Source organism: Microbacterium sp. 4-7, from assembly GCF_014332665.1.
Taxonomy (GTDB): domain Bacteria; phylum Actinomycetota; class Actinomycetes; order Actinomycetales; family Microbacteriaceae; genus Microbacterium.
On sequence record NZ_MCRH01000001.1, the window covers coordinates 776,130 to 794,906 of the forward strand.

The window sequence follows — 18,777 nt, forward strand, 5'->3', positions numbered from 1 at the left end:
CTCCGCGCGCGCGCCGTGGCTCTGGGTTCAGGCGCGCGCAGCGCCGGCCTGTGCGAGCACGCGCTGCAGCGGACGGTAGTGCTCGATCACCGCCTCGCGATACGCGTCGACGTCGCCTGCTCGGACGGCGGCGAGCATGTCGCCGTGCGCGACCGCAGTCTGGTGGATGTCATCGGGCTGATCGATGTCGAGCTGGGGCAGTACGGCCGTGTGCACATCCCAGAAGGCGCCGACGAGCTGGCCGACGAGTCGGTTGCCGATCGCGTCGAAGAGCTTGGTGTGGAACAGGCGGTCGGCCTCGAGGAAGTGCTCGCCTCGGCTCGCCTTGTCGACCATCTCGGCGACGAGCTCATCGAGCTCTCCACCCTCGTCGACCTGGGCGGCCGCGACGACGCGCTCGGCCATCGAGAGGTCGAGAGCCAGGCGCACCTCGACCACCTCGCGCAGAGACTGGAGGGATCCTTCGGGTGAGAGGACCCCTCGGAAGACCAGCGCCTCGACCATCGGATCCAGCGACATCGCGCCGACGTAGGTGCCGTGGCCGTGCCGGACATCGACGATGTCGAGCGTCGACAGGGTGCGGATCGCCTCCCTGACCGACGAGCGCGACACATCGAGCTCTTCGCAGAGCTCGGTCTCGGTCGGGAGTGGATCGCCGGGGGTCAGCCCGCGGGCGATGATGAGCTGCTTGATCTGATCCGCCGTCGTCGAGCGCCGCATCCGCGATGCCCTACTCGTGGTGGACTTCATCTGGTCTCCCTCTCGTCCCGACGCAAACGCTCTGATCATCTCACTCTTGTGATTCGATCGAACGTGTGTTTAGAGTACATCAGACATCAGATGTCCTCAAGATGTCCCCCACCCACCCTGGAGCACACATGAACCGACACGTCACCCGCCGCCGTGCGGGTCGATTCACGACACTGATCGCCGGCACCGTCGCCGCGTCGGTCGTCCTCGCCGGCTGCGCGGCCGGCGCGACCCCGGCAGCCGACGAGAGCGCATCCGCCGGCGACATCGACGCGGACGCGATCATCGAAGCGGGCATCTCGTACACGCTGAACGGCAGCTTCGACCCGATGGTGGCCTCCGGCGCCGTCACGGTCTCGGCGAACTGGCATGTCTTCGAAGGCCTGGTCGACCTCGACCCCGTCACGCAGGAGGCGGCGCCCGCGCTGGCCGCGGACCTCCCGACCCAGGTCGACGACACCACGTACGAGATCGATCTGCGCGAAGGAGCGACGTTCCAGAACGGCGACCCCGTCACTGCCGAGGATGTCGTCTTCAGCTACGAGCGGGTGCTGAACCCCGACAACAACTCACTGTTCCGCACCTTCATCGACTTCGTCGACACCGTCACCGCCGTCGACGAGGACACGGTGCAGATCACCACCGACTACCCGTTCTCGCTCATCAATGAGCGACTCGGCGTCGTCAAGATCGTTCCGAAGGCGGTCGTCGAGGCAGATCCCGAGGGCTTCGGAGCGAACCCCGTCGGCTCGGGCCCGTACTCGCTCGTCTCCGCCGTGCCCGAGGACAAGCTCGTCTTCGAGCGCTACGACGACTACAACGGCCCGCACCCGGCACTCGCTGCGGGCATGAACTGGAACCTGCTGTCCGACGCCTCCGCCCGAGTCACGGCGATGTCGACGGGCACGATCCAAGCCATGGAGGACGTGCCGTACATCGACGTCGACTCCCTGGCATCCGCGGCTGACGTCGAGAGCGTGCAATCCTTCGGGCTGCTGTTCATGATGTTCAACACGAAGGCAGCGCCCTTCGACGACGTACGCGTGCGCCAGGCGATGCACTACGCCCTCGACATGGACAAGATCATCGAGACCGGGATGCTCGGCAACGCGACCCCCGCGACCTCGTTCCTGCCCGAGACGTACCCGAACTACAACGAGGCCTCGACGGTCTACAGCTATGACCCCGAGAAGGCCGAGGAGCTGCTGGACGAAGCGGGCGTCGACGACCTGTCGATCACGCTGCTCACCACCGACACCGGCTGGGTGAAGGAGGTCGCGCCGCTCATCAAGGAGTCGCTCGACGCCATCGGCATCGACACCACGCTCGACATCGGGCAGTCGGCCGCCATGTACGAGAAGGTCGACTCCGGTGACTACACTGTCGCGATCGCACCCGGAGACCCATCGGTCTTCGGCGTCGACCCGGACCTGCTGATGAACTGGTGGTACGGCGAGAACGTCTGGACCCAGACCCGCACCAACTGGGCCGACTCGCCCGAGTACGCCGAACTGCGGACGCTCCTCGACTCCGCCGTGCGGCAGCAGGGCGACGAGCAGCAGGCCACGTGGGACGAGGCGTACGACCTGCTCTCCGACCAGGCAGTGCTCTACCCGCTGTTCCACCGCAAGCTGCCCACCGCATGGAGCAGCCAGGAGCTGGTCGGATTCGCCCCCGTCCCTACCACCGGCCTGTCGTTCCTCGACGTCGGCGTGGCGGCGAAGTAGTCCCGGTCTCCACGGCGGGGGTGCGCGCCCGAGCGCATCCCCGCCACACCTCCCCGAACCTGGAAGGAGCGGCACGTGTCCAACACGCTCCGCCTCATCGGACGACGGCTGCTGCAGCTGCCGTTCATGATCCTCGGCATCACGTTCCTCGTCTTCTTCGTGATGTCGTTCTCGCCCGTCGACCCGGCACGCACCGCGCTCGGCGAGACCGCATCCCCGGAGGCGCTGCAGGCGTACCGGGAGCAGTACGGCCTCGATCAGCCGCTGCTCGTGCGCTACTTCACCTTCCTGGTGGGACTGCTGCAGGGCAACCTCGGCACCTACTCGGCGCGGAGCCTTCCGGTGATCGACGAGGTCGTCCGTGCGTTCCCCGTCACGCTGGCGCTGACCTTCCTCGGCCTCCTCATCGCCGTCATCGTCGCCTTCGTGATCGGCGTCCTCGCCGCCGTCTATCGTGACCGCTGGCCCGACCAGCTCATCCGCATCATCGGGGTGGCGTCGCTGTCGACGCCCTCGTTCTGGCTCGCGATCCTGCTCATCCAGCTCTTCACCCTCGGGCTGAACGTGCTGCCCGCGTCCGGTCCCCTGCCCGATCCGTGGGCCGACCCGGCAGGGTGGCTCGCCCGCATGGCGCTGCCGGCCATCGCGCTCGCCGTTCCGGTGATCGGTCAGCTCTCCCGCGTCGTGCGCACCTCGATGGTCGAGGAGCTCGACCGTGACTACGTGCGCACGGCACTCGGCGCCGGCATCCCGCGGACCGTCGTCGTCGGTCGCAACGTGCTGCGCAACGCCCTGATCACGCCCGTGACCGTGCTCGGCCTGCGCATCGGCTACCTCATCGGCGGGGCGGTGGTGATCGAGATCATCTTCGCGATCCCCGGCATGGGCACCCTGATCCTCAACGGCGTGACCAACAACGAACCCAATCTCGTGCAGGGCGTGACTCTCGCAGTGTCACTGGCCTTCGTGGTGATCAACATCATTGTCGACCTCCTGTACGTGCTCATCAATCCCCGAATCCGGGCGGTGTGACATGCGACGCAAACTGACTGATCGACTCTCGCTTCCGGGACTCCGCCTCGGCGGCCTGTCCCTCGGCTCCCTGATCTGCATCGTGGTGCTCGCAGTGATCGCGTTGGCCGCGATCGCCGCACCCCTGATCGCGCCGTTCGACCCGCTGGCATCCGGTGCCCCGGTGCAGCCGCCGAGCGCGGAGCACTGGTTCGGCACCGACCGCCAGGGCCGCGACATCTTCTCCCGACTGGTGTACGGCGCCCGGTACTCCCTGGTGATCGGGCTCGGCGCGACCCTGGTCGCACTCGCCGCGGCCTGCGTGTTCGGCACCATCGCCGCCACCGCCCCTCGGTGGATCTCCGAGACCCTCATGCGGGTGATGGACGTGGTGATGTCCTTCCCGGGCATCGCGCTCGCCGCGGTGTTCGTGGCGGTGTTCGGCAAGTCGCTGCCGGTGCTCGTGCTCACGATCGCCTTCCTCTATGTGCCGCAGCTCACCCGCATCATCCGCGCGAACATCCTCGATCAGTACGGCGAGGACTACGTCTCAGCCGTGCGCGTCATGGGCGCAGGCACTCCGAGGATCATCGCCAAGCACGTCGCCCGCAACGCGATGGCCCCGGTGCTCGTCTTCGCGACCGTGCTCGTCGCCGACGCGATCGTCTTCGAGGCGTCGCTGTCGTTCCTGCAGGCCGGCGTGCCCGACCCCGAGCCGTCGTGGGGCAACGTGATCGCCGCCGGTCGCAACCTGCTGATGAGCGGGGCGTGGTGGGCGACTTTCTTCCCCGGCATCCTCATCATGCTGACGGTGCTCTGTCTCAACATCCTCTCCGAGGGGATGACCGATGCGATGGTGTCGCCGCGGGCACGAAAGATCACCGCCGATGCCGCGAACACCGAGGAGTCGACGCACGAGCTCGAAGAGGCGGCCGCAGGCCACGACGACACGAATGTGATCGTCACGGTCGACACCGCCGTCAATCTCTCCGTTCCGAGCGGCGTGCCGGACGTGCTGGTGCCGGTGGCACCCGCGGTGCCTCTCTCCGAGCGGCTCGCCGTTCTGCGGCAGCGCGAGCTCTCCCGCACCGATCGGCTCGTCTACGCGGGCGACGAGACCCCGTTGCTCGATGTGCAGGACCTCTGCATCTCGTTCCCGCGGCACGGTGACGTCGACGTGGTCGACCATGTCAGCTTCACGGTGCGCCCCGGCGAGACCATGGCGCTGGTGGGCGAGTCGGGCTGCGGCAAGTCGATCACCTCGCTGGCCATCATGGGCCTGCTCGACCCGAAGGCCGACGTTCGAGGACGCATCCTCTTCGACGGCCAGGATCTGCTGCAGATGACCCCGAAGCGACGCAACGCGCTGCGGGGCCACGACATCGCGATGATCTACCAGGATGCGCTGAGCTCGCTGAACCCGGCGATGCTCATCCGCTCGCAGATGAAGCAGCTCACATCCCGAGGCGGCACGCGCACGGCGGAGGACCTGCTCGAGCTGGTGGGACTCGACCCCGCGCGCACGCTGGCCTCGTACCCGCACGAGCTGTCGGGCGGTCAGCGTCAGCGCGTGCTGATCGCGATGGCGCTCACCCGCGATCCGCGACTCGTGATCGCCGACGAGCCGACCACGGCTCTCGACGTCACGGTGCAGGCGCAGGTCGTCGAGCTGCTGATGCGGCTGCAGCGCGAGCTCGGCTTCGCCCTGGTCTTCGTGTCGCATGACCTCGCGCTCGTCGCCGAGCTCACCCACCGCATCACGGTGATGTACGCGGGGCAGGTCGTCGAGCAGGGCACGACCCGAGAGATCCTGACGCAGCCGGTGCACGAGTACACGCAGGGTCTCCTCGGCGCCGTGCTGTCGATCGAGGCGGGGTCCGACAGGCTCCACCAGGTCTCCGGCGTCGTCCCGTCGCCGCGCGACTTCCCCGCCGGCGACCGCTTCGCTCCTCGCTCGTCCGACCCGACCCGCTATGCGGGGGTCGCGCCGGTGCGTCGACGGATCGAGGGAACCGACCATTACTACGCCGCGCATCCCGACGATGCGCCCATCGACGCGATCGGAGCAGGACGATGAACGACGCCGTCATCGAGCTCGAGGACGTGCACGTCCGCTACAAGACACGTGCGTCGTCGCTGTTCCGGCCGAAGTACGTCGACGCCCTCGCCGGTGTCTCGCTCACCGTGAAGCGGGGGCAGACCCTGGGGATCGTGGGGGAGTCGGGCTCGGGCAAGTCCACCTCCGCCAAGGTGCTGGTCGGCCTCGAGAAGCCCACGAGCGGCCGGGTCGTCTTCGACGGCGAGACCGTGACGTCGTTCACCCCGGCGGTGCGCCGACGGCTCGGCCGCATCCTGTCGGTCGTGTTCCAAGACCCGGCGACGGCCCTGAACGCTCGGATGACCGTGCGCGATGCGCTGCTGGACCCGATGCAGGTGCACCGGATCGGCACGACCTCGAGCCGTGACCGCAAGGTACGCGATCTGATCGGACTCGTGGGGCTCCCGGCCTCGGCACTCGAGGCACTGCCCAGCCAGCTCTCGGGTGGTCAGCGTCAGCGTGTCGCCATCGCCCGGGCACTGGTGCTGGATCCGCAGGTCATCGTCGCCGACGAACCCACCTCGGCGCTCGATGTCTCGGTGCGCGCTCAGATCCTCAACCTCCTCACCGACCTGAAGGAGCAGCTCGGGCTCGGCATGGTCTTCATATCGCACGACATCCAGACCGTCCGCTACCTCTCAGACGAGATCGCCGTGATGAACCGGGGGAGGGTCGTCGAGTTCGGGGACGCCGCCCGCGTGTTCGAGGCGCCCTCGGACGACTACACCAGAACGCTGCTGGGCGCCGCGCCCTCGCTGCTCGAACCGACCAACTGAAACGACCGGAACACCATGACTGCATCCTCCTCCGTCACCTTCACCGGTGTCATCCCGCCCGTCGCCACGCCGTTGCTGCCCGACGGCACGATCGACCACACGTCGCTCGAGCGGCTCGTCGAGCGGCTCATCGCCGAGGGCGTCTCGGGCCTGTTCGCCCTCGGATCCACCGGCGAGACCGCCTACTTCACCGACGATCGGCGCGTCGAGCTGCTCACGACGATCGTGCGGGCGAACGCCGGTCGGGTTCCGATCATCGCCGGTGCGATCGAGCTGACCGCGCCCCGCATCATCGAGACCGCGCGACGTCTGGTGGCAGCCGGCGCAGAGGCGATCGTCACGACAGCGCCCCTCTACACGCTGAACTCCCCCGCCGAGGTCGCCGATCACTTCCGGGCGATCGCCGCCGCGATCGACGTGCCGCTGTGGGCGTACGACGTGCCGGTCCGTGTGCACTCCAAGCTCGGCATCGATCTGCTCGTGCAGCTCGGGAGCGAAGGCGTCATCCGTGGCGTCAAGGACTCCTCGGGCGACGACGTCTCGTTCCGCCGACTGATCGCCGCGAACGATGCTGCGGGCCGCCCGCTGCAGCTGCTCACGGGCCACGAGGTCGTCGTCGACGCCATGGCGCTGGCAGGTGCTGACGGCGTGGTGCCCGGTTTCGCGAACGTCGAGGCCGAGGGTTACGTCAGGCTGTGGGATGCCACGCAGCGCGGCGACTGGGCGGAGGCGCGCACAGAGCAGGAGCGCATCAACCGTGCGTTCGACATCGTCTTCGAGCCGAGGGGTCTCTCCGGCGACGCGACCGGCGTCGGCGCGTTCAAGGCGGCCATGCACGCCCGCGGCATCATCGACCACGCGACCATGGCCGACACCGTGCAGTCGCTCGACGTCGACACTGTCGCCCGCATCCGCCAGATCCTCTCCGAACAGGGGATGCTGCCGGTCGTCGTCTCCTGATGTCGGGGCGTCTCGGGCACGCGTCGTCGGGCGAGGTCGTCCTGGCCGTCGACATCGGCGGAACCAAGACGTCAGCTGCTCTCGTCGATCGTGACGATGTGCTGCTGCGCACCGAGACGGCGCCGACCAGAGCAGCCGAAGGGCCCGCGGCGGTCGTCTCGACCGTCGCGGGTCTGGCTCGGAGGCTTCTCGACGGATCGCGCGAGCGTCTCGCGGGCGTCGGGATCGGCACGGCCGGCGTCGTGAACGCATCGACCGGCACGATCGTCTCGGCCACCGACACGTTCTCCGACTGGCCGGGCACGCCTGTGGCCCGGCTCGTGCGTGAGGCACTGGGGGAACTGCTCGTACCAGACGCTCCAATCGTCGTGCAGAACGACGTCGACGCGCATGCTGAAGGAGAGCATCGGCGGGGTGCTGCGGCTGGTGCGGCGAGCGTGCTCGTCGTCGCCATCGGCACCGGAGTCGGCGCCGGACTCATCGTCGACGGCCGTGCCGTTCGAGGCGCCCATCACATCGCGGGCGAGATCGGCCACCTGCCGACTCCGGGTGCCGCGCATCTGCGATGCCCCTGTGGCCGCAGGGGGCACCTCGAAGCCATCGGCTCGGGCATCGGCATGCACGCGCACTTCCGTTCCCTCGGCGGAGACCCGCTCGTCGTCGATGCGCGCGGGGTCGCGGCCGCCGCAGCGGATGGCGATCCGATCGCCATCCGCGCCCTCAGCGGATCGGCCGCCGCCGTCGGGCGTGCGCTGGCGGGAGCCGCCACGATCCTCGACCCGGAGCGCATCGTGATCACCGGGGGTGTGCCGAAGATTGGCGACGCGTGGTGGACGCCGATGCTCCGTGCCTTCGCCGACGACGCCATCGATGCGCTGCAGTCCACTCCGATCCTGCCGGGCGTTCTCGGCGACGACGCGCCCCTGTGGGGCGCGGCAGCATCCGCCTGGAGGGCGATATGACATTCACCGACATCCTCGACGCGCTGGGCGGCGGCCTCATCGTCTCATGTCAGGCCTACCCCGGCGAGGCCATGCGCGACCCCCGCACCATGGCGCAGATCGCACAGGCGGCGGTCGTCGGCGGAGCCGCCGGCATCCGGGTGCAGGGGCTCGACGACATCAGAGCGGTCGCGGGCATGACCGTTCCGGTCATCGGGCTGTGGAAGGACGGCGATTCCGACGTCTTCATCACGCCGACGCTCGAGCACGCGAAAGCGGTCGCCGATGCGGGTGCCGACATCGTCGCGATCGACGGGACCCGCAGGCCGCGGCCGGACGGGAGAAGCCTCGCCGAGACGGTCGCGGCGCTCCGCGAGCACACGGACGCGCTGATCATGGCCGACTGCGGATCCCTCGACGACGCCCTCGCGGCCGAGCAGGCCGGAGTCGACATCCTGGGCACCACGCTCTCGGGATACACGTCCGAGCGGCCGAAGTCCGAGGGCCCCGACCTCGAGCTGATCGCGATGCTCGCGTCGCGCTGCACCACCCCGGTCATGGCGGAGGGGCGCATCCACTCGCCTGCCCAGGCAGCGGCCGCAGCTGCCGCCGGAGCCTTCGCCGTGTGCGTCGGCACCGCGATCACCCACCCGACGAGCATCACGTCGTGGTTCGTCGCCGCACTCACCGAGGAGAATTGATGGATGTCGTCATCGCGCCCGCAGACGAGATCGGCGAGATCGTCGCCGATGACATCGCTGCGGTGGTCTCGGACCGACCGGACGCCGTGCTCGGCCTCGCGACGGGGTCGAGCCCGCTGCGCATCTATGACGCGGTCGCTCAGCGCGTCGCGAACGGCGAGGTGTCGCTCGCTCGCGCCGGCGGATTCATGCTCGACGAATACGTCGGGCTGCCTCCGGGTCATCCGTGCCGCTACAGCACGGTGATCGAGGTGGACTTCGTCTCGCGAGTCGACTTCGCCCCCGGTGCGGTCCGCGGACCCGACGGCGACGCCGCCGACCTGCACGCCGCATGCGCCGAGTACGAGAAGGCGATGCGCGAGGCGGGCGGTGTCGACCTGCAGATCCTCGGGATCGGCGCCGACGGGCACATCGCGTTCAATGAGCCGGGCTCATCGCTGGCATCGAGGACCCGCGTGAAGACGCTCACTGCGCAGACCCGAGCGGACAATGCCCGGTTCTTCGGCGGCGACGTCGATGCGGTCCCGTACCACTGCCTCACGCAAGGACTCGGCACGATCATGGACGCCCGACGAATCGTGCTCGTCGCGACCGGTGAGACGAAGGCGGAAGCGGTCGGTCAGCTCGTCGAGGGGCCTGTGTCGGCCCGATGGCCCGCGACGATCCTGCAGCACCATCCGCGAGTCACCGTTCTCGTCGATGAGGCGGCCGCCTCGCAGCTGGCGCTCGTCGACTATTACCGGCACACGCAGACGCATCGCCACCTGGTGTCATGACGGAGTCGCTCACGCCGCTGCTGGTCAGCTCCTACGCCGTCTCTCCTGCGCACTCGACCTGGGACCCCGATCTGGAGGGCGAACTCCTGCCTGCGCTCTGCGCATTGCCGGGCGTGACGGGGCTCGAGGTGCCGTGGATGGGACGCCTTCACCCTCATGATCCGGCGTGGTTCCTGAGCCACGTGCCTGCCGGGGCGGAGCTCGCCGTGACGCCGTTGCCCTGGGTCATGAAGCAGTGCGGCGCGGATGCGCGCTACGGCATCGCATCACCCGACGGCGACGGCCGTCGTGCTGCCCTCGCGGACCTGCGTGCCGTCGCCGAGGACGTGCGGCGGATCGGAGCCGGAAGCGACGCCTCCGTGAAGCTGGTGGCTCTGCACACGGCTCCGCAAGGCCACGCGGACGGAGCGCGCCTCGCCGAGTCCCTGGACGAGATCGCGCAGTGGGACTGGACGGGAGCCCAGCTGATCGTCGAGCACTGCGACGCCGCGACCACGAGCCATTCGTGGGAGAAGGGGTTCCTGTCGCTCGACGAGGAGATCAGTGCGATCCTCTCGGTCGACACTCCGATCGAGCTCTGGCTGAACTGGGGGCGCTCGGCGATCGAGACCCGCGACGCCGACGCCGTGACCTCACAGATCGCTCTCGCTGCGGAGACCGGCCGGCTCGCCGGACTGACGTTCTCCGGAACCGCTGCGGTGGACGGGCCCTATGGCCCGGCGTGGGCGGACGGGCATCTGCCGCTCGCGGATGCCGATCCCGCATCGGGATCCTTGTTGGATGCCACCCATGTCGCGGCCGCGCTCGCCGCGGCGCGTGGGGTCGAGCGACTCGGGCTGAAGGTGAGCCGACGCCCGGGTGACACGACCGCGCGTGACGTGATCGGGACGATCGACCTCAACCTGGCGTCGCTGCGGGCGGCTGCGCGCGCCTGAGCCCGTCGCGGTTCTTACGCCGCGTGCTCGCGGACCACGGGCCGCGTGAGCCGCGGGATCAGCGAGGGCGTGCTCTCGCGGTACTCGACGTAGTCGGCGCGGTCGCCCCACTTCTTCTCGGCGCGGGCCTCGAGCAGCGGGATGCCGCTCACGCGCGTGAGCAGCAGGATGACGAAGAGCGGCGAGAGGATCGCGACCCACTGCCACCCGGCGAGCACGGGTGCGGCGGTGAGGAAGACGCCGACCCAGATCACGATCTCGCCGAAGTAGTTGGGGTGGCGCGAACGCGACCACAGTCCGGTGCGGATGAACTCGTCCTTGTGACGCGGGTCGGCGCGGAAAGCGGACTTCTGCGCGTCGGCGACGATCTCGATGGTCATGCCGAGCAGCCACACGACGATGCCCACGACGGTCAGCCATCCGATGGGCGCTCGCGAGGCGGCATCCGTGCTGATCGCGATCCACGCCGCTGCCGCCGTGATCGACACCCACGCGCCCTGGATCACCCACACCTGCAGGAAGCGCACGGGCGATCCCTTGATCTCGTCGAAGCGGCCGTCGGATCCGGCCTTGTGCACGCGCATCGCGAGGAACGATCCGAGGCGTGCCGCCCACAGGATCACCATCGCCGCGAGAATCCAGCTGCGGGCATCGGGCATGGGCGTCATCAGCACGAGGGCCACGGAGATGGCGAGGAAGGTGAGGCTGCCGGTGAGGTCGAAGAACCGCTCGGTGCGCAGAAGCATCGCGGGGATGAAGGCGAGGATCTGGATCGCGAAGGCCGCGGCGACGGCGATGGCGAACAGCGGGATGCCGCCGACGGTCGCGCCGCCCTGGCTGCCGGCGAGTGCGACGAGGGCGCCGATGACGAGGGCGACGATGATCGCGATCAGCGAGGACCGGGATGACTTCGGTGCGGAGGAAGTGGGGGAGGACATGGTGTTCTTTCCGGTTGTCAGAGGTAGAGGTCTTCGACGGTGAGGGCTGCGCGATGCAGCACGACGCTCCGCTTGAGCTTCATGGTCGGGGTGACGAGTCCGCGGTCGTCGAGGTCGGCGAACACGACGCTGAAACGGCGCACCTGCTCGCTGCGAGCGACGAGCGCGTTGGCGGCGTCGACGGTGCGCTGCAGGCGGGCGCGCAGCGTCGGTTCGGTCACGGCGCGGATGTCGGTCTCGGCGAGGAGAGGGATGCTGAGGCCTTCGGCATCCGCCCATGCCCGGGTCTGCTCGGGGTCGAGCACGAGGAGCGCCGAGAGATACGGCTTCCCCTCGCCGACCATCACCGCGTGCGAGACCAGCGGATCCGCCTCGACGACGCTCTCCCAGCGCGTCGGCACCACCGTCTTGCCGTTCGAGGTCACGATCACGTCTTTGAGTCGGCCTTCGAGGAAGAGCCGGCCCTGGTCGTCGAGCCGCCCGAGGTCGCCGGTGCGGAAGAAGCCGTCGACGAAGGCACCCTCGTCGTGGGCCGGGTTGCGGTACCCGCCGAAGACGCCGATGCCGCGGGCGAGCACCTCGCCGTCGTCGCTGATGCGCACGGTGAGCCCTGGCAGCGGCGAGCCGACGCTGCCGGAGGCGATGCGGCCGGGCAGGTTGCCGGTGAGCGGCGCCGTCGTCTCGGTGAGACCGTAGCCCTCGATGACGGGAACGCCGATGCCGCGGAAGAAGAGCGAGAGTTCGGCGTCGAGCGCGGCTCCACCCGACAGGATGTATCCGACGCGCCCGCCCATCACGGTGCGGAGGCGGCGGTAGAAGAGAGCGTCGAAGAAGCGGTGCCGCAGGCTGAGCCCGAGGTCTTTCGGGAGACGGCGGCCGGCGTCGATCCGTTCGGCGCGGTGGCCCCAGGAGACAGCCGTCGACCGGGCCTTGGCCCACACCGCCGAGAGCTTCTTCTCGGCGGCTTTGTCGGCCGCGGCGGCCTGGATCTTCTGCAGCACCCGCGGAACGACGACCAGGAATGTCGGGCGCAGAGTGTCGAGAGTCGCGACGACCGTCGAGGGATCGGAGAGGTGCGCGATGCGCATGCCGCTGGCCAGGCAGATCAGCTGCAGCCCGCGCGCCAGCACGTGGGCCAGAGGCAGGAAGATGACGGTGTTGCCCTGCTCGTTCACGATCTCGCGGTAGGCGGCGGCGATGTTGAGCACCTGCCCGAGGAAGTTCCGGTGCGTGAGCACGACCCCCTTCGGCTCGCCCGTGGTGCCCGAGGTGTAGACGATCGTCGCGGGGTCGTCCTGCGAGGCCGAGGTCCTGCGAGCCTCGAGTTCGTCGTCGGCGACGTCGACGCCCCGCGCGACCAGGTCGGAGAGCGTGCCGGATGCCGCGGCATCCATCGTCCAGGCGCCGAGAGTGTTCCGTCCGGTCTGCGTGAGCGCCGCCCGAAGAAGCACCGCGTGCTCCGTGGTGCCGCCGATCGCCAGGCGCACGCCGGCATCGGCGACGATGGCGTTGACCTGCGACGGCGATGACGTCTCGTAGATCGGCACGACGACGGCGCCGGCGAACCAGGAGGCGAGGTCGGCGACGGCCCATTCGTAGCGCGTCGGCGCCATGATCGCGATGCGGTCGCCGGCCCGCACGCCCTGGGAGATGAAGCCCTTGGCCAGAGCGCGCACCTGGGTGAGGAACTCCCGAGTCGTGATCGGGCGCCACGGTCCTCGAGCATCCGCGCCTTTGACCTCGAAGGCGACGTGATCGGGAGCTGCGGCTGCGCGTGCGACCAGCAGGTCGGTGACGTTGCGATACCCGTCGAGGTCGGCGAGCGGCGGGGTCGACGATTCGATCATCGGAACTCCTCTCGGGCGCGCGAGAACGGGCCCATCTGCTCCTGTTCGGAGCCCGGGAGGAATCGGATGGGGAAAGGCACTGCTGATGTCTCGGCCAGTCGACGTCTCGGCACTCTCCCGTCGGTGTCCAGTCGAATGCGGTGGGGGCGATGTCACCCGTTGATCCATCCCTGCATGTCCGTCCACACCGCAGTCAGGGCATCCTCGAGTGAGAGATCGGAGGGGCCTTCCAGCCATCGGTCCATCGCGAGGTCGAAACAGGTCACGGCGAGGGCGGCCAAGGTATGTGCGTGCTCAGGGGCGATGCCGCGCTGGTTCAGTGACCGTTCGATGGCGCGCGCGAGGTAGTGACTGCGCAGAAGATCGCGTTCGTGCAGCGCGGGTTCGCTGCGGATGATGCTGCGTCGACGTGCGATCTGCTCCCGCCACTCCTGGAGGCCTCGGCATGCGGCCGCGAGGCCTGCGCGCACGGTGGCCGTCCCGCCGCGTTCTTGCGGGATGGACTCCATGAAGTCGCTCACCGCTTGGGGGAACTCGCGATCTCGGAGGAACAGGACATCCCGTTTGTCGGAGAAGTGGCGGAAGAACGTCCGAGTGGTCAGTCCCGCCGCCTCGGCGATCTGGGGAACCGTGGTTCCCGAGTACCCCTGGTCGGTGAACAGGTTCATCGCTGCAGCTTCCAACCGCAGTGCAGCATCCGGTGACCATCGAGGCATACAGCAATGATGACACGAACTGTCGTAAGCTCGACTGTGATGACACGAGATGTCATCGGATTCGGAGAGCGCAAGAAAATGAGTGACAACACTGCGGCGTGGATCGATTCCTCCTATGCGGACCTGACGATTCGAGATGCCCCGATGCCGAAGCCGGGGGCGGGGCAGCTCTTGCTCGAGGTGCATGCGGTGGCGGTGAATCCGCTCGATGCGATCATCCAGTCCAACGGCACTGTCATGTACGGATGGTTGCGCTACCCGGTGATCCTCGGGGAGGACGTCGCGGGCGTGGTCGTCGAGACCGGAGCGGGCGTGGACGATTTCGTCGTCGGAGACCGCGTCTTGGCGTATGCGATGGGCTTGGAGAAGGGTCGGGATGCCGTCTCCGAGAGCGGCTTCCAGACCTATGTCGCGGTCGACGCGAGCCTGGCCGCCGCTCTGCCGGCCACCACAGCTTTCGAGGATGCCGCCGTCCTGCCGCTGGCGGTGTCCACTGCGGCGGCCGGCCTGTTCGAGAAGGAGCAGCTGGGACTGGACTACTCCCGTCTCGGAGACTCGGCGCAACGCGATGAGGTCGTCGTGATCTGGGGCGGCGCGACAGCCGTCGGAGGCAATGCGATCCAACTCGCCCGAGCGGCCGGTTATCGCGTCATCACGACGGCCTCTGCGAAGAACCACGACCGGATGAGGCGGCTGGGCGCAGAAGCCGCCTTCGACTATCGCGACCCGGAAGCGGCGAATCGGATCGTCGAAGCGGTCGGCGGCTCCGCGGTGGCGGGGATCCTCGCCGTCGCGGTGGGATCGGCCGAGCCCTGTCTGAGGATCGCCCGCGCCACCGGTGCCACGCGGATCGCGATGGCGAGCCCTCCCGTCTCGTTCTACGAACAACCCCGCCGTGGCGGTCTCTCTCTCGCCCGCATCCGTCTCTTCCTGACGCTCGGAACGAAGACCGCCCTCCTGCAGGTGCGCAGTCGCGCTCGCGGCATCAGGGCATCATTCATCTGGGGAAGCGCCATCGCCACGTCTCCCGTGGGTCCGGCCGTCTGGGGCGGGTATCTCCCTGCCGCTCTCGCTTCGGGCAGCCACCACCTCTACCCGGAGGCCCACATCGCAGGACACGGGCTTTCGGCCATCCAAGAAGCCATCGACACCCTTCGCCGTGGCGTATCGGCACGGAAGCTCGTCATCACCCTCGACCACCCGCCGACGAGTCCGTGATGGATCCACGAGGAGGTGCCGGAGTGCGTCGCGGGAACAGCGAGCGGGGTGTTACATATACGGAGGGGCTGACGGGAATCGAACCCGCGCTATCTGCTTGGGAAGCAGAAGTTCTGCCATTGAACTACAGCCCCGTACCCGCATCCGAGGAGCGGGTGAACGCAAGCCTACCCGCACGATCCGTCATGGCCAAAGTGTCGGCCGCGTGTGCCAACTAGGCTGGGGCCGTGCTTCTCAGCGACCGCGACATCAGAGCAGAACTCGCCTCCGGCCACATCGGTCTGGATCCGCACGAGCCGGAGATGATCCAGCCGTCGAGCATCGACGTGCGGCTGGACCGGTACTTCCGTCTCTTCGACAATCACAAGTACCCGTTCATCGACCCGTCGGTCGATCAGCCGGAGCTGACTCGGCTGATCGAGGTCGACCCCGACGAGCCGTTCATCCTGCACCCGGGCGAGTTCGCGCTCGGTGCCACGTTCGAGCAGGTCTCCCTGGCCGATGACATCGCGGCTCGCCTCGAGGGCAAGTCGTCGCTCGGTCGCCTGGGGCTGATCACGCACTCGACCGCCGGCTTCATCGACCCCGGGTTCACGGGGCACGTGACGCTCGAGCTCGCGAATGTCGCGACGCTGCCCATCAAGCTGTGGCCCGGAATGAAGATCGGTCAGCTGTGCTTCTTCCGGCTGACGTCGCCGGCCGAGAACCCGTACGGTTCGGGCCCTTACGGCAACCGCTACCAGGGGCAGCGCGGGCCGACCGCATCCCGCTCGTTCCAGAACTTCCACAAGACGGACGTCGGCACGACCGACGTCGGAGCCGTAGGGGGCTGAGATGAGCAGTGACAGCAGAGATCCGTACATCCGACCGGAGGATGCTGTCATTCCGCCGCCTCCGCCCGAGTCCGAGGTTCCGGATGCGGTGATCCCGCCGCCTCCCGCGGAGTCTGAGATTCCGGATGCCGTCATTCCGCCGCCTCCGCCCGAGGCGATGCTTCCCAGCACTCGCCGGTCGCGGCCCAAGCCGGCGATCCTCACGGGCGATCATCCGGCGCCGGTGGCCGACGACTGGGCGCAGCCGTCGGTGGCACCTGAGGTGCCGACATCCGGGGGATACCGCGCGCTGTCGGCAGTGATCTTCGGATTCCTCATCGTGCTGCTCGCGGCGGCGATCGCCGGTGCGGTCTACCTCGGCACGACGGTGTCGTTCGCGCAGTCGGCGGGTGCCCCGGATGTCGCCGCCGCCGCCGCGACTCTGTGGCGTGGGTGAGCTGCGACGCGACCCTGAGGTCGACGCCGCGTACGTGACGGTGGGCGCAGCGATCGCGGATGGCGAGGTCGCGAGAACCGTCGCGGTGAACCTGCCCGACGACATCTCCGGTGAGCTGTTTCTCGACTTCGATCGCGACGGCCACCTGCTCGGCATCGAGATTCTCGGTGCCTCCCGGTTGCTCCACCCGGAAGAACCGGGCGCCTGACTTTCGCGCCGTGCGACGCGTCCGCCGACGCGCTGTCACGCACGGACTTCGCGGCCGTGCGACCTCTCGGCCGAGAGTGGCGCCAGTGCTTCCCTCAGCGTCTCCTCGAGGCCCAGATGTATGCGGGCACTGCGACTCCGACGACGACGACATGCATGACCATGAGCCCGATGACGGCGCTCCCCGTCGTTCCCGGGATGAAGCGGAGAACGAGCAGCAGGACGTCGGGGATGAACGACGCCACGGTCACGATCGGCACGAGGATCGAGAGCGTGCGGCGGTGGTTGCGGGCGCGGCGGCGCACGAGCGACCAGCCGATCCAGCCGACGACGATGCCCAGAGTCGTGAACAGAGCGTAGGCGGGCAGTGTCAGCGGCCCGTATGTCGCCGGAGCGCCGGCAGCCACTGCGAGGAGGGCCACGACGGAGTTCGTCGCGATGGCCACGGCGATGGCGGCGGTGAGGATGAGTGCGGTGCGCAACCGGGATCCGGTGGTGCGTCGGTCTGCGCGGACGGCGGTGGTGACCATGACGGCTCCTTGGAGTGTGGTTTTTATATCCGGTACCGAGTAGTACCGGATATAAACGGTACTGCTCGATACCGGAATGTACAATGGGTCCGATGAGCGCAGATGCGATGACCAGACCGGCGGGGCGTCCTCGTGACCCCGGCGTGGAGGCGTCGATTCTCGAGGCGGTGCAGGATCTGCTGATCGAGAGCGGCTACGCCGGCACGACGATCGGCGCCGTGGCAGAGCGCGCCCGGTGCGGGCGTTCCGCGATCTACCGCCGATGGGAGACGAAGGCCGAGCTCGTCGTGGCAGCGGTCGGTGCGCTGCAGGTCGCTGCCGAGGTGCCGGACACGGGCACCCTCCGCGAGGATCTCCTCGCTGCGGCGATGCACTTCGCGAGGGCGGATGACCGCACGGCCGGCGTGCTCGCCAGCATCCTGAGCGAGATCGGACGCGACGACGAGCTGCGCGACATCGCCTATCGAGTGGTCGGCGGACCGCCCGTCGCGGCGCTCACGGCAGTGATCGAGCGATGGATCGAGCGGGGCGAGGTGCGTGCGGACGCTCCGGTCGCGCTCATCGCCAGCCTCGTGCCGACCGCGGCGTTCGGCAGCGTCAGCCTGCGGCGGCGCGCACTCGAATCGGATGCGGTGGTGCAGCTCGTCGACGAGGTCGTTCTGCCCGCTCTGCGCTAGGCGCCTCTCCGCGGCTCGCGACGGGGTCGGCGCTGTTCTCCTGGCGTGAGCTGCCTCGGGGTGCGGTTCCGACGCGCGGGAACGCCCCGTGCGCCGAAGCGAACGGGGCGTTCTGGGTGCAGCGGATGCGGGTGTGACGCCTCAGGCGTCGCGGCCGCGGGAGAAGCCGGCGTCGAAGCCGCGCTCGTAGGCGTGCTGCGCCGCGCGGGCGACGCGGTGCTCGCCGTGGCGTACGTCTCCGAAGCCACCGTGACCGTGACCACCATGGCGGTGGTCACGGTCTTCTGCGATGTCACGCGGGTGGCCGTGGTGGCCGTGGTGTGAGCGGCGTGCGTCCGCGAAGCGGTCGTGGCCCGGGTGTCCGCGGTGACCGCACTCGCGGCGGCGGAACTCGGCATCCGATTCGTGGTCGTGCTCGTGCTCGGACGCGAAGTCGGGTGCGACACCGTGATCGCGTCCGAACGGGTGTCGGTGGTGGCGGCCGAAACCGCGCCCCGGGGCGAATCCGGGTCCGAAACCGTGGCGGCCGAAGCCGCGGCGACGGCCGCGTCCACGAGGAAGCGGCGTCTGCTCGTCCCAACCGAACGCGCGAGCGATCTGCTGGAGCGTGGCCAGCGTGGTCTCGAGGTCTTCGGGCCCGACCGCGTCGGTGACCTTGGCGCGGATGCCGTCGACGACGTCACTGAGCCGGTCTTTCGCC

The 18,777-nt window shown here is 68.7% G+C and carries 20 protein-coding genes and 1 tRNA gene; 14 read left to right on the plus strand and 7 right to left on the minus strand.

Annotated features, from left to right (window positions below):
- Positions 1-27: 27 nt before the first annotated feature.
- Entirely contained in the window at positions 28-750 is a 723-nt protein-coding gene (locus BEP68_RS03765; RefSeq protein ID WP_315985267.1) for a FadR/GntR family transcriptional regulator, read from the minus strand.
- A 128-nt stretch (positions 751-878) separates the two neighbouring features.
- On the opposite strand from BEP68_RS03765, the gene BEP68_RS03770 reads away from it, so the two are divergent.
- The 9 genes from BEP68_RS03770 (at position 879) to BEP68_RS03810 (ending at position 10,675) form a co-directional block, all read left to right on the plus strand.
- Positions 879-2,477, plus strand: coding sequence for an ABC transporter substrate-binding protein (locus BEP68_RS03770; RefSeq protein ID WP_187249250.1), 1,599 nt, complete (start codon positions 879-881; stop codon positions 2,475-2,477).
- Between the two features lie 75 nt (positions 2,478-2,552).
- Positions 2,553-3,509, plus strand: a complete 957-nt coding sequence (locus BEP68_RS03775; protein WP_187249251.1) for an ABC transporter permease — start codon at positions 2,553-2,555, stop codon at positions 3,507-3,509.
- Position 3,510: 1 nt separating this feature from the next.
- Positions 3,511-5,565: a dipeptide/oligopeptide/nickel ABC transporter permease/ATP-binding protein gene (locus tag BEP68_RS03780; protein ID WP_187249252.1), complete on the plus strand. Its 2,055-nt coding sequence runs from the start codon at positions 3,511-3,513 to the stop codon at positions 5,563-5,565.
- Complete coding sequence (locus BEP68_RS03785; protein WP_187249253.1) at positions 5,562-6,362, plus strand: ABC transporter ATP-binding protein; 801 nt, start codon at positions 5,562-5,564, stop codon at positions 6,360-6,362. Before BEP68_RS03780 ends, BEP68_RS03785 begins: the two co-directional genes overlap by 4 nt.
- A 15-nt stretch (positions 6,363-6,377) precedes the next feature.
- Positions 6,378-7,322 carry a dihydrodipicolinate synthase family protein gene (locus BEP68_RS03790; RefSeq protein WP_187249254.1) on the plus strand — a complete coding sequence of 315 codons (945 nt, stop codon included), beginning with the start codon at positions 6,378-6,380 and terminating at the stop codon, positions 7,320-7,322.
- A complete protein-coding gene (locus BEP68_RS03795; RefSeq protein ID WP_187249255.1) occupies positions 7,322-8,284 on the plus strand; it encodes an ROK family protein in 963 nt (320 codons plus the stop codon). The genes BEP68_RS03790 and BEP68_RS03795 overlap by 1 nt, the downstream gene beginning before the upstream one ends.
- Positions 8,281-8,964 carry an N-acetylmannosamine-6-phosphate 2-epimerase gene (locus BEP68_RS03800; protein WP_187249256.1) on the plus strand — a complete coding sequence of 228 codons (684 nt, stop codon included), beginning with the start codon at positions 8,281-8,283 and terminating at the stop codon, positions 8,962-8,964. Before BEP68_RS03795 ends, BEP68_RS03800 begins: the two co-directional genes overlap by 4 nt.
- Positions 8,964-9,740 carry a glucosamine-6-phosphate deaminase gene (gene nagB / locus BEP68_RS03805; protein ID WP_187249257.1) on the plus strand — a complete coding sequence of 259 codons (777 nt, stop codon included), beginning with the start codon at positions 8,964-8,966 and terminating at the stop codon, positions 9,738-9,740. Before BEP68_RS03800 ends, nagB begins: the two co-directional genes overlap by 1 nt.
- Entirely contained in the window at positions 9,737-10,675 is a 939-nt protein-coding gene (locus BEP68_RS03810) for a DUF4862 family protein (protein WP_187249258.1), read from the plus strand. The genes nagB and BEP68_RS03810 overlap by 4 nt, the downstream gene beginning before the upstream one ends.
- 14 nt (positions 10,676-10,689) lie before the next feature.
- Here BEP68_RS03810 and BEP68_RS03815 read toward each other — a convergent pair whose 3' ends face one another.
- The 3 genes from BEP68_RS03815 to BEP68_RS03825 form a co-directional block, all read right to left on the minus strand.
- A complete protein-coding gene (locus BEP68_RS03815) occupies positions 10,690-11,613 on the minus strand; it encodes a DUF1295 domain-containing protein (protein ID WP_187249259.1) in 924 nt (307 codons plus the stop codon).
- A 17-nt stretch (positions 11,614-11,630) separates the two neighbouring features.
- Positions 11,631-13,460 carry an AMP-dependent synthetase/ligase gene (locus BEP68_RS03820; RefSeq protein WP_187249260.1) on the minus strand — a complete coding sequence of 610 codons (1,830 nt, stop codon included), beginning with the start codon at positions 13,458-13,460 and terminating at the stop codon, positions 11,631-11,633.
- A gap of 152 nt (positions 13,461-13,612) precedes the next feature.
- Positions 13,613-14,128 carry a TetR/AcrR family transcriptional regulator gene (locus BEP68_RS03825; protein ID WP_187249261.1) on the minus strand — a complete coding sequence of 172 codons (516 nt, stop codon included), beginning with the start codon at positions 14,126-14,128 and terminating at the stop codon, positions 13,613-13,615.
- 126 nt (positions 14,129-14,254) lie between these two features.
- Here BEP68_RS03825 and BEP68_RS03830 point away from each other — a divergent pair, with 126 nt between their 5' ends.
- The gene (locus BEP68_RS03830; protein ID WP_187249262.1) at positions 14,255-15,394 is read left to right on the plus strand and encodes a zinc-binding alcohol dehydrogenase family protein; all 1,140 of its coding nucleotides are present in this window, start codon (positions 14,255-14,257) and stop codon (positions 15,392-15,394) included.
- Between the two features lie 63 nt (positions 15,395-15,457).
- Here the strand turns inward: BEP68_RS03830 and BEP68_RS03835 are convergent.
- Positions 15,458-15,528 (minus strand) — tRNA-Gly (locus BEP68_RS03835).
- A gap of 93 nt (positions 15,529-15,621) precedes the next feature.
- On the opposite strand from BEP68_RS03835, the gene dcd reads away from it, so the two are divergent.
- The 3 genes from dcd to BEP68_RS03850 are packed head-to-tail and all read left to right on the plus strand — an operon-like array spanning position 15,622 to position 16,871.
- Complete coding sequence (gene dcd / locus BEP68_RS03840) at positions 15,622-16,227, plus strand: dCTP deaminase (RefSeq protein ID WP_042536862.1); 606 nt, start codon at positions 15,622-15,624, stop codon at positions 16,225-16,227.
- 1 nt (position 16,228) lies between these two features.
- On the plus strand, positions 16,229-16,663 hold the full coding sequence (locus BEP68_RS03845) for a hypothetical protein (RefSeq protein WP_187249263.1): 435 nt from the start codon (positions 16,229-16,231) through the stop codon (positions 16,661-16,663).
- Positions 16,656-16,871 carry a DUF2283 domain-containing protein gene (locus BEP68_RS03850; protein WP_230100931.1) on the plus strand — a complete coding sequence of 72 codons (216 nt, stop codon included), beginning with the start codon at positions 16,656-16,658 and terminating at the stop codon, positions 16,869-16,871. The genes BEP68_RS03845 and BEP68_RS03850 overlap by 8 nt, the downstream gene beginning before the upstream one ends.
- Positions 16,872-16,965: 94 nt before the next feature.
- On the opposite strand, the gene BEP68_RS03855 is transcribed toward BEP68_RS03850, so the two are convergent.
- The gene (locus BEP68_RS03855; RefSeq protein ID WP_187249264.1) at positions 16,966-17,400 is read right to left on the minus strand and encodes a DUF6069 family protein; all 435 of its coding nucleotides are present in this window, start codon (positions 17,398-17,400) and stop codon (positions 16,966-16,968) included.
- 92 nt (positions 17,401-17,492) lie between these two features.
- On the opposite strand from BEP68_RS03855, the gene BEP68_RS03860 reads away from it, so the two are divergent.
- The gene (locus BEP68_RS03860; RefSeq protein ID WP_187249265.1) at positions 17,493-18,077 is read left to right on the plus strand and encodes a TetR/AcrR family transcriptional regulator; all 585 of its coding nucleotides are present in this window, start codon (positions 17,493-17,495) and stop codon (positions 18,075-18,077) included.
- Here BEP68_RS03860 and BEP68_RS18425 read toward each other — a convergent pair.
- Complete coding sequence (locus BEP68_RS18425) at positions 18,074-18,760, minus strand: twin-arginine translocation signal domain-containing protein (protein ID WP_222839078.1); 687 nt, start codon at positions 18,758-18,760, stop codon at positions 18,074-18,076. The two genes, BEP68_RS03860 and BEP68_RS18425, sit on opposite strands and share 4 nt — an antisense overlap.
- Positions 18,761-18,777: the final 17 nt, after the last annotated feature.